Source organism: Streptomyces sp. NPDC093089, from assembly GCF_044754405.1.
Classification (GTDB): domain Bacteria; phylum Actinomycetota; class Actinomycetes; order Streptomycetales; family Streptomycetaceae; genus Streptomyces.
The window spans coordinates 586357-596540 of sequence record NZ_JBIVPA010000001.1 but is presented as its reverse complement, the minus strand read 5'-3'; the positions used below and the strand labels follow the sequence as shown (position 1 = coordinate 596540).

The window sequence follows — 10184 nt, the reverse complement described above, 5'->3', positions numbered from 1 at the left end:
GTGCGCGTACGGGATCGGGTCCGCGTACGAGGTCGGGCTCGGGTGCGCGTACGGGATCGGGTCCGCGTACGAGGTCGGGCTCGGGTGCGCGTACGGGATCGGGTCCGCGTACGAGGTCGGGCTCGGGTGCGCGTACGGAGTCGGGTTCGGGTGCGGCAGGGGGGTGGGCGCTTGTGCTCATGGCGCGAGTGAAGGACCGCACGCGCCGCCCGGCCACCGCTGGGCCCGTCGCCTCAGCCGTCCGTGCCCAGGATCAACCCGGACGTGGGAACACCGGTGCCCGCCGTGACGAGTGTCCGGGCCGCGCCGGGTATCTGGTTGACGGAGGTGCCGCGCACCTGGCGCACGGCCTCCGCTATGCCGTTCATGCCGTGGAGGTAGGCCTCGCCGAGCTGGCCGCCGTGGGTGTTCAGCGGGAGGGCGTCGGCCGCGACGAAGTCGGCCGCCTCGCCGGGCCCGCAGAAGCCGAACTCCTCCAGTTGCATCAGCACGAACGGGGTGAAGTGGTCGTAGAGGATGCCCACGTCGATGTCGGTCGGCGCGAGGCCCGACGTCCGCCACAGCTGCCGGGCGACCACGCCCGTCTCCGGCAGCCCCGACAGGTCGTCCCGGTAGAAGCTGGTCATGGCCTCCTGCCGGCGTCCGGCGCCCTGCGCCGCCGCGAGGATCACGGCGGGCGGGTTCCGCAGGTCGCGGGCGCGCTCGACGGAGGTGACGACGATCGCCTGGCCGCCGTCGGTCTCCTGGCAGCAGTCGAGGAGCCGGAGCGGCTCGACGATCCAGCGCGAGGCGGCGTGGTCGGCGAGGGTGATCGGCTTCCCGTGGAAGTGGGCGGCGGGGTTGCGGGCCGCGTACCGCCGGTCGGTGACGGCGACGTGGCCGAAGGCGTCCGGGGTCAGCCCGTAGGTGTGCAGGTACCGCTGGGCGGCCATGGCGACCCAGGAGGCCGGGGTGAGCAGCCCGAAGGGCAGCTGCCAGCCGAGGGCCGCGCCCTCGGCGGAGGGCTCGCGCTGCTGGACGCCGGAGCCGAAGCGGCGGCCCGAGCGCTCGTTGAACGCCCGGTAGCAGACGACGACCTCGGCCACCCCGGACGCGACGGCGAGCGCGGCCTGCTGCACGGTGGCGCAGGCCGCCCCGCCGCCGTAGTGCACGCGGGAGAAGAACGACAGCTCGCCTATGCCGGACGCCTGGGCGACGGTGATCTCGGGATTGGTGTCCATGGTGAAGGTGACCAGGCCGTCGACGTCGGCGGGGGTGAGCCCGGCGTCGTCGAGGGCCGCCCGCACCGCCTCGACGGCGAGGGAGAGTTCGCTGCGGCCGGAGTCCTTGGAGAACTCGGTGGCCCCGATGCCCACGACGGCCGCTCGGCCGCCCAGCTCGTCCCTGGTGCGGAGGCTCATCGTCCGACCTCCACGGTGACCGTCCCGGTGACGTGGTGTCCGAGCCCGTTCGCCCCGACGACCCTGACGTCGACCGTGTCCCCGTCCACCTCGGTGACCGTGCCGGTCAGGACCATGGTGTCCCCGGGGTGGTTGGGGGCGCCGAGCCGGATGGCGACCCTGCGGAGGACGGCCCGGGGGCCGAAGTGGTCGGTGACGTACCGGCCGACGAGTCCGTTGGTGGTCAGGATGTTCATGAAGATGTCCGGGGAGCCCTTCTCCCGGGCCAGTTCGGCGTCGTGGTGCACGTCCTGGTAGTCGCGGGAGGCGACGGCCCCGGCGACGATCAGGGTGCGGGTGATCGGGATCCGCAGCGGCGGCAGTTCGTCCCCGGGCTTCATGACGGGTCTCCCTTCGCGAGCAGGTCGCCGAGTTCGGCGAGGAGTTCGGTGCCGCAGCCCAGATAGGCGTCCAGCTGCCGGCCCCACAGGAAGTGGCGGTGGACGGGGTGGTCGAGGTCCGCGCCCATGCCGCCGTGCAGGTGCTGTCCGGCGTGCACGACCCGCTTCCCCGCCTCGGACGCCCACCAGGCGGCGGTCAGGGCCGCCTCCTCCGCGTCCAGGCCCTCGTCGAACCGCCAGGCCGCCTCGTAGGCCGTGACGCGGATGGCCTCGGTGTCCATATGGGCGTCGGCGGCCCTCAGTTGCACCGCCTGGTGCGTGGCCAGCGGCCGGCCGAACTGCTCCCGCACCGACGTGTACGCCACCGCTCTCGCCAACGACCCGGCACACACCCCCGCCTGCAGCCCGGCGAAGGCGATCCGCGCGGCGGCGAGCACGTCCGCGTAGGCCGTGCGGGCCGCCGCCGCTCCGGGCCCGCCGAGCCGCTCGCCGGGCGCCGCCTGCTGCTCGCCTGACGCCGCCGACTGCCCGCCGGATGCCGCCGACTGCCCGGCAGGTCCCGCGAGTCCCGGTCCCGTCCCCGGCCCGCCGAGCCGCTCGCCGGGCGTCCCCGCCAGGACGAGTCGGCCGGCCGACCAGGGCGCGGTGAGCTCGACGGCCTCGACGGCGGCCGCGTCCTCCGTGCGGACCAGCCACAGGGCGTGGTCCTGGTCGGGGACGAGGACGTGGGTGGCGTCCCCGAGCCACGGCACCCATTCCACGACCCCGCTGAGCCGCCCGCCGCCGGCCACTGCTCCACCGGGCTCTTCATCGGTCGGGGCCACGACTCCGGCCGGCTCCCCACCGGTCGGGGCCGCGACCCCAGCGGCCCGCCCGTGGGCCGCATCGTCGCGGGAGGTGACCGTGCCGGCGGCCGGGAGGGCGCCCGTCACCACCGTCGTGCCGTCGCGGAGGCCGGGGAGGAGGCGGGCGCGCTGCTCCCGGGTGCCGTGCCGGGTGACGGCGAGGATCCCGTACACGCAGGTCGCGGCGAACGGGACCTGGGCGGTGACGCGGCCCTGTTCCTCCAGGAGGAGGACGAGGCCGAGGAGGCCGGTGTCCTCGACGGCGCCGGGGAGACCGGCCGCGCAGAGGGCCTTCCAGAGCTCGGCGTCGGTGCCGGTGCCGGCGGTCCTGAGCCGTTCGTGGGTGGCGAGGTCGCCGAAGATCCGGCCGGCCAGCTCACGGGCGGCCTCCTGCTCCTCGGTGGGGGTGAAGTCCATGTCAGTCCTCCCCTCCCGCGCGGAAGACGGGGAGCTCCAGCTCCTCGTCGACCCGCAGGAACTCCAGCCGCACCGGCATCCCGATCCGCACCTTGTCGTACGGCACTCCCACCACGTTGCTGATCATCCGCACGCCCTCGGCGAGTTCGATCAGCCCCACCGCGTAGGGCGGGTCGAAGGCCGGGAAGGACGGGTGGTGCATCACCACGTACGAGAAGACCCGCCCGGCGCCGCTCGCCTCGACCGTGTCCCACTCCCGCGAGCCGCAGTCGGCGCACCCCGGAAGCCAGGGGAAGCGGAGGGCCGCGCAGTCGCCGCAGCGCTGGACGAGCAGCTTGTGCGCGGCCACGGCCTCCCAGAACCCGGCGTTGTCCCGGTTGACGACGGGACGCGGGCGCCGGGCCTTCGGCCGCTCGCCCTCGGACCCGGCGCCGGTCCCGCCACCGGTGCCGGTGTCGGTGCCGAAGGCGGCGCTGCTGCCGGTCCGGGCGTCCGTGCCGGTCGCGGCCTCCGTCCCGGTTCCGGTGCCTGTGGCGCCGCGGCCGGCGGGGGCGTACTTGAGGATGCGGAAGCGGTGGGTGCCGGCGAGGGTGCCGCCGGCTCGTACGTCCATCCGCGTCGTCACGAAGTGCCCGGTGCCGAGCTTGGTGGTCTTGCGCGGCGACACGGACTCGATGACGGCGTCGAAGGTGATCTCGTCGCCGGGCCGCAGGGGCCGCAGGTACTCCTGCTCGCAGTCCGTCGCGACGACCGAGGTGTAGCCGGCGCCGTCGAGGAGGGCGAGCAGCTCGTCGTACGGGCCGGAGCGGTCGGTGTGCCCGGAGAGGCCGCCCATCGTCCACGCCTGGAGCATGGTCGGCGGAGCGACGGCCTCCGGACCCCGGTAGGCGGGGTGGGCGTCGCCCATGGCCTCGCACCAGTGCCTGATCATGGGCAGGTTGACCGGATCCTTGCCGGTGCCCCCGACGGCGGCCGGTCGGCCCTCGTACGCGGCGAGCAGCTCGTACAGCCCGTCCGCCGTCCGCTCCGCCCCGCTCATCGCCGCCCCCTCCCCTTCATGCCGAGCCGCATCCTCGCGACGATCTCGCGCTGCACCTCGCTCACCCCTCCCCCGAAGGTGTTGATCTGCGCGGCGCGGTTCATGCGCTCCAGCTCACCGCCGTCGAACTCCCCCGGCGATCCCGCCCGCACCGTCCCCGCCCCGCCCGCGATCTCCTGACATATTCGATACACCTCCACCGCCGATTCGGTTCCCGCGAACTTCACTCCGCTCGCGTCGCCCGGGGCCAGTCGGCCGGCCCCCACGTCCCCCACCAAACGCCAGTTCAGCAGGCGTGTCGCCGCCAGCCGGGCGTGCGCTTCGGCGGCTCGGATCCGGATCCACGGCTCGTCAATGCGACGCCTTCCCGTCACCGGGTCGGGGGTACGCGCCCGGTCGAGCACGGCGCCGAAGAAGTCCTCCGCCTGCATGCCGATCGCGGCGAGCGCGACCCGCTCGTGGTTCAGCTGGCTGGTGATGAGCCCCCAGCCGCCGTGCTCGGGCCCGACGAGGTTGCCCGCGGGCACCCGGATCCCGTCGTAGTACGTGGCGGTCGTCGTCAGCCCGCCCACGGTCGCGATGGGGGTCCACGAGAAGCCGGGGGCGTCGGTGGGCACCAGGACGATGGAGATGCCCCGGTGCGGGGGCGCGTCGGGATCGGTGCGGCAGGCGAGCCAGATCCAGTCGGCGTTCTGGGCGTTGGAGGTGAAGATCTTCTGCCCGTCGATCACCCAGGAGCCGTCGCCCGCGGGGCTCCCGCCCGCCGCGCCCGCCTCCGTGGGACTCCCGCCCGCAGCACCGCCCCCCGCGGGGGCCGGGTCCCGCACCGCCCGGGTGCGGAGGGAGGCGAGGTCCGTACCCGCCTCGGGCTCGCTGTAGCCGATGGCGAAGACCGTCTCGCCGCGCAGGATCCGGGGCAGGAAGAAGGCCTTCTGCTGCTCGGTGCCGTACGCCATCAGGGTCGGTCCGACGGTGTTGAGGGTGACCATCGAGACGGGGGCGCCCGCGCGGTACGCCTCGTCGAAGAACACGAACTGCTCGTCCGGGCCGCGCCCCTGCCCGCCGTACTCCTCGGGCCAGCCGAGGCCGAGCAGCCCGTCGGCGCCGATGCGGCGGAGCAGCCGGCGCTGGGCACCGGAGTCGTCGGGGGGCGGCGGGCCGTCGGGCATCAGCTCCCGGAAGTACGCGCGGAGTTCGGCGCGCAGCCGCAGCTGCCGCTCGGTCGGGGCGAGGTGCACGGCGACGGCCTCCCGTGGGACGACTGAGGTTTCTGACTGTCCGTCAGATCCAGGACCCCTGTCAAGGTCGACGACGCCCGCACCCGGCCCCGAAACCGCCCCGCGCCCGCACACGACAGCGCGACGGCCCGCGCGCCGGCACCGAAGCACCGCCGCACAGGCCGTCGTTCACACCGCGGTCACGCCCCCCGTCGGGCCGGCTCCCGTGCTGCTGGTCACCACCACGGGTTGAAGTTCACCACGTTGTTGGCCTGGGAGATGTGGGTGAAGGCGGAGCCGTTCACGCTCGCGGTGTTGTTCTGGTTGGAGGCACCGGAACCGGTCGCCACCTGCTGCGTGGTGGTCGAGTTGCCGTGGTTGTCCCCACCCACACCGCTCCCGATGATCGAGGCGACGCTGGTGTTCGATCCGTCGTCCGCGAAACCGCCGTTGTCGGCCTGGGCCACCCCCGTGAAGAGCGCGGCGGCGAGGGGCAGGGCGGCGGCAGCGGCGAGGATGCGGGCGGTACGGATGCTTGCCATGTGTGTTCCTCCGAGAACTGAAAACTGGTGCTGTTGCACGGAACTGCTCTGAAGTACGGCCATGTCCAAGGCAGTTGGCCCACCACCCCGGTCGTTTTCTGCTCGACGTCGCGAATCCAGAGTTGCCCACCGAATCCCCGGCGAACCACCCCGGAGCGACTGATTCCCCCGCAAGCGTGAGGACAAGCAGATAAACCCCGGCAGTCCGACGAAAGCCGCAGCTCACCGCGGTGAAGCGGGGTCGTTGCGAGCACGGCCGGTGCGCCGCAAGGGAGGAAGCGTTCCGGCACCTTCTCCGCCGACCGCCGCCCTGACGCGGACGCCCCGGCGCGTCTCCCGTACCGGGCGATCGAGCACACGAGCCATGGAGGGGAAGGCGTTCGAAGCGGGTCCGCGCCCGGAACACGATCTACGCGCCCGCGAGGGGACGATCCACCCGCCCGTGGGGACGATCCACCCGCCCGCGTCGGCGCGGTCTACACGCCCGCGTCCCCCACCGCCGCCTCGAAAGCCGCGTACGCGGGCGCGTCGAACAGCACGAAGCGCACTTCCTCCACCTCGGTACGGGCCGCCCGCACCGTCTCCACGGCGATCCGGGCGCCGTCGTCCATCGGCCAGCCGTAGATGCCGGTGGAGATCGCCGGGAACGCGACGGTGCGGTCCCCGAGCTCGTCGGCCACCCGGAGGGACTCGCGGTAGCAGGAGGCCAGCAGGTCCGAGCGGTCCTCGTCCCGCGACCAGACCGGTCCCACCGTGTGGATCACGTGGCGGGCCGGCAGGCGCCCCGCCGTGGTCGCCACGGCCCGCCCGGTCGGCAGGCCCTTGCCGTAGTGCGAGCGGCGCAGGTCCTGGCAGGCGGCGAGGATCTCCGGGCCGCCCTTCCGGTGGATGGCGCCGTCGACCCCGCCGCCGCCGAGCAGCGAGGAGTTCGCGGCGTTGACCACGGCGTCCGCCGCCTCCGCGGTGATGTCCCCCTGAACCAGCACGATGCGCACCACGATGAGCCCCTTCCTCCGGTCGTCCCCCGCCGGATTCAAGCCCCTGGGACGCGCCCCGGCGACCGGATTTCCCGCCGCGCGCCCCTGACGGGCCGCCGCACAACCCGGAAGGGGCGCCGCACAACCCGGAAGGGGCGCCCCGGAAGAACCCGGGGCGCCTCTTCACCGTCCGACGTACGGACCTACCGGCCGGCACCGCGGCGGCGGGACCGGCGCGATCCTACTGCTGGGGCGGCCTGTCCTGCCCCTGAGCCTGCCCCTGACCCGGGTCGGTGCGTCCCAGCTGCTCCTTGAGCTTGTCCTGGGCGGTGTCGACGTGGCTGCTGTACTTGCCCTGGGTCTTCTGGTCGACGAAGTCGCCGGCCTTGTCGATGCCCTGGGACGCCTGCTCCTCGTGACCCTTCAGCATTCCCTTGAGCTTGTCCAACATGGACATCCTGGCCTCCTAGCGCGGTTCCAGCCCCTCCAGCATCACGGCACCCCACGCAATCCGCATCCGCTGATGCCGTCCGTCCCACCCCGAAGCCCCGCACCCTTCTCCGACCGTCCGGACTTCTCCGGACTTCTCCGAACGGACGTACGTGGCGTTCGTATGCTCTGGGCATGACGCCCTTTGGATCGCGCGACCCACACGAAGCCGGACTGCGGACGATGAACGCGTTAGCCGAGGTCAGAGCCCTCTACCAGGCCGGGCGCTATGCCGAGGCCGAGGCCGGGGCCCGCTCCGTCGCCGCGGCACAGGAGCGGCCGCACGACGAGCCGTACGCGCCGATGGCGCTGGGCATGGCCGCGCTCTCGGTCAGCGCCCTGGGCCGCAACACCGAGGCACTCGCCCTCTACGACGCGCTGCTGCCGGACTTCGACAAGGTCTTCGGCCCCGAGCACACGATGACCCTGAAGCTGCGCACCGACCGCGCCCAGGCACTGAACCTGCTCGGCCGGCACGAGGAGTGCAAGGCGGAGTGCACGGAGGTCATGCACCTCGCGATGAGCAACCGGACGCCGGAGACGCCGTACGTCCTGGTGGCCGCCCTCAACAGCCAGATCGCGGCCCTCAGCGCGCTGGGCGACTACCGGGCGGTCGAGGAGCTGACGCGCGACTTCCTCTCCGCCTACAACCGCACGGACCAGTTCACCCTGATCGTCCAACTCTCCCTGACCACCAGCCTCAACGCCCAGGGCCGCCACGAGGAGGCCCTCGCCGAGGCGGAACGCGCCGACGAGATCCACCGCGCCCTGCCCCCGGAGCACCGCGGCCCGGAGACCGGCGCCGCCGACCTCGCCACGGCCACCGCCCTCCACGGCCTCGGCCGTGACGCCGAGGCCCGCCCGCTCGCCGCCTCCGTCCACGACGCCTGCCTGACCGCCTTCGGCCCGGCCGACATCCGCACCACCCAAGCCGAGGCCCTCCTCACCCGCATCGACGGCAACTGAACCGGGAGTTCACCGACCGCCGGCCGGAACCCCTGCCGGAACCCCGAGCGTTGAAGGCCGGGCGGCAAAGGCCGGGCGGTGAAAGCCGGGCAACGACCCACGCCCGCTGCGATGCCCACCCCCCTCCCCGTCTCCGCGGTTCCCGGGCCCTACCGGCCCCGTCCGCGGAAGGACGGCCGCTTTACCACCTCTCCGGACCGGGAAACCCCTGTCCGGAGCACCCGGCGGCCACCGCACGGGATGATGCATACGTACGGGCTGACGACGGTGGAAGCGGCGTCACGCGTACGAGTGGGTGTCGGGTGGGGACGCGCGCCTCCGGATCCCGTCGGGCGGGAGAAGCGAAATGCCCGGTTCAGAAGGCGTTTCCGGCCCTCAATCGATCAGCGCCGTGTGCGTGTCTAACCCCGAGCCGACGCCTAGATTGTTCAGAATGTCACCTACTGCCCCAGTTGAAACTACGAGGTTTCGTCGCCTAGGAGCGTGTCATGCAGATTCGCAGGTGGCTCCCGGACCAGCCCACTCTCATCGGCCGTCACAACTGGCCGGACGAGGACGGCAAGGGAACACATCTGCGGCTCCGGGCCGGCTCCATCGTCGTGCTGGACCGGCGGGCGTGGCGTGTCCTGGAGATCACCGGTTACCCCGACAACTCATGGCCGAAATCCTATGAGAAGGCATGGCGCGACCACGTGGAGCTGTGGTGGCACGCCAACGAACTGCGGCGGGCCGAGAACCAGGCGCTCAAACCGGCCCCCGATCGCGCCGAGTTCTACAGGCGACCGGTGGTGCTCGTGCTGCGCGACGAGAACCTGCCCCGGTCGGCGGTGAAGCACTGGTGCGCCCCCGCCAGCCTGGACTGGCAGGTCCTCCCCGAGCACTACGCCGTCTGCCGGGCCTGCGGCGAACTGCCGCCCTGCCACCACGGGGAGTACGGCCCGGAGGGCGGCCCCCGGCGTCCGGAGCAGAGCGGCGGCATCCCGCTCATCGTGCCCGAGGGCTGCTGCATGGGGTGCGCCGAGCAGATCAAGCCCCGCATGCGGACCGTACGTTTCCCCGGCCCCAACCTCTGGTACCCGGACCTCGGCGACGACACCGCGGTCTTCCACTCCCGCTCCTCCTGCGAGGACCAGGTGGAGTACTACCGCGCGCAGTGGCAGAGCGAGTACCCCCAGCCCACCGCGCACCCGACCACGCCGGCGTTCCCGGGCTTCGACCACCTGGCCCTGCCACGGGCCCGCCAGCACGGGAAGGCCCCGGCCCCGCTCCCGCTCCCGCAGCACGACCGGGCTCAGGTCTCCCAGCACGTGCAGGGCCCGGTTCCCCAGCACGTACAGGATCACTTCGCGGTCCCTCAGCACGAGCAGAACCACTTCGCGCCCCCTCAGCACGAACAGAACCACTTCGCGGCCCCGCACATCCGGGAGGAGGCGCGCACCTCCCTGGCCGTCGGCTCCGGCACCTTCTCGCCGTCCTTCGGCGGCTACCGGGCGGAGCCCGAGTCATACCCCTCCGCCCCTCCGCCTCCGCCTCCCCCTCAGAGCGCGGCGCCCGTGCCCGCGGCCCCTCCCGTAGCCGCCGGGGACGCCGGCCCCGCCGTCCGGGCCGCGGAGGAGCTGAGCCGCTCCCTCACGGACCGACCGGTCTTCCACAACGCGGAGCAGGCGGCCCGGGTGATCGAGGAACTCACCGCGGCGGTCCGCAACATCGCCCTCTGCCTGAACGACCCCCAGGCCCGCAGCCACCCCTGACCCACCGGCTCCCCTCACCACGGCCCCGGGAACGCCGACGGCCCCTGACCGTTCCATCCGGTCAGGGGCCGTTCGTCTGCGGTGGGTGGGCCTCAGCCCGTCGCAAGCCGCCAACCGGTCGCCACGATCCTCCAGCCTCCCCCGAGAGCGAGCACCGCGCC

10 protein-coding genes and 1 pseudogene are annotated in these 10184 nt (G+C 73.1%); 2 read left to right on the top strand and 9 right to left on the bottom strand.

Annotated elements, in window-relative coordinates:
• The 9 genes and pseudogenes from ACIQFX_RS02850 to ACIQFX_RS02810 all read right to left on the bottom strand — a co-directional run.
• A pseudogene (locus tag ACIQFX_RS02850) lies at positions 1–181 on the bottom strand (hypothetical protein); the annotation flags it as partial.
• A gap of 52 nt (positions 182–233) precedes the next feature.
• Positions 234–1400 (bottom strand): lipid-transfer protein, encoded by a 1167-nt coding sequence (locus ACIQFX_RS02845; RefSeq protein ID WP_402458255.1) that lies wholly within the window; start codon positions 1398–1400, stop codon positions 234–236.
• Positions 1397–1780, bottom strand: a complete 384-nt coding sequence (locus tag ACIQFX_RS02840; RefSeq protein WP_402458252.1) for a MaoC family dehydratase — start codon at positions 1778–1780, stop codon at positions 1397–1399. The genes ACIQFX_RS02845 and ACIQFX_RS02840 overlap by 4 nt, the downstream gene beginning before the upstream one ends.
• Positions 1777–3042 (bottom strand): acyl-CoA dehydrogenase family protein, encoded by a 1266-nt coding sequence (locus ACIQFX_RS02835; RefSeq protein WP_402458249.1) that lies wholly within the window; start codon positions 3040–3042, stop codon positions 1777–1779. Before ACIQFX_RS02835 ends, ACIQFX_RS02840 begins: the two co-directional genes overlap by 4 nt.
• Before the next feature lies 1 nt (position 3043).
• Positions 3044–4081, bottom strand: a complete 1038-nt coding sequence (locus ACIQFX_RS02830) for a bifunctional MaoC family dehydratase N-terminal/OB-fold nucleic acid binding domain-containing protein (protein WP_402458247.1) — start codon at positions 4079–4081, stop codon at positions 3044–3046.
• Positions 4078–5319, bottom strand: a complete 1242-nt coding sequence (locus tag ACIQFX_RS02825) for an acyl-CoA dehydrogenase family protein (protein WP_402458244.1) — start codon at positions 5317–5319, stop codon at positions 4078–4080. Before ACIQFX_RS02825 ends, ACIQFX_RS02830 begins: the two co-directional genes overlap by 4 nt.
• A 215-nt stretch (positions 5320–5534) precedes the next feature.
• Positions 5535–5840: a hypothetical protein gene (locus ACIQFX_RS02820; RefSeq protein ID WP_402458242.1), complete on the bottom strand. Its 306-nt coding sequence runs from the start codon at positions 5838–5840 to the stop codon at positions 5535–5537.
• Between the two features lie 476 nt (positions 5841–6316).
• Entirely contained in the window at positions 6317–6838 is a 522-nt protein-coding gene (locus tag ACIQFX_RS02815) for an O-acetyl-ADP-ribose deacetylase (protein WP_402458239.1), read from the bottom strand.
• Between the two features lie 220 nt (positions 6839–7058).
• The gene (locus ACIQFX_RS02810; protein ID WP_402458237.1) at positions 7059–7274 is read right to left on the bottom strand and encodes an antitoxin; all 216 of its coding nucleotides are present in this window, start codon (positions 7272–7274) and stop codon (positions 7059–7061) included.
• Between the two features lie 215 nt (positions 7275–7489).
• Between ACIQFX_RS02810 and ACIQFX_RS02805 the strand changes: the two genes are divergently transcribed.
• Both ACIQFX_RS02805 and ACIQFX_RS02800 read left to right on the top strand, forming a co-directional pair.
• Positions 7490–8272, top strand: coding sequence for a tetratricopeptide repeat protein (locus ACIQFX_RS02805; protein ID WP_402458235.1), 783 nt, complete (start codon positions 7490–7492; stop codon positions 8270–8272).
• 488 nt (positions 8273–8760) lie between these two features.
• Positions 8761–10023: a hypothetical protein gene (locus ACIQFX_RS02800; protein ID WP_402458233.1), complete on the top strand. Its 1263-nt coding sequence runs from the start codon at positions 8761–8763 to the stop codon at positions 10021–10023.
• The last annotated feature ends 161 nt before the right edge of the window (positions 10024–10184 follow it).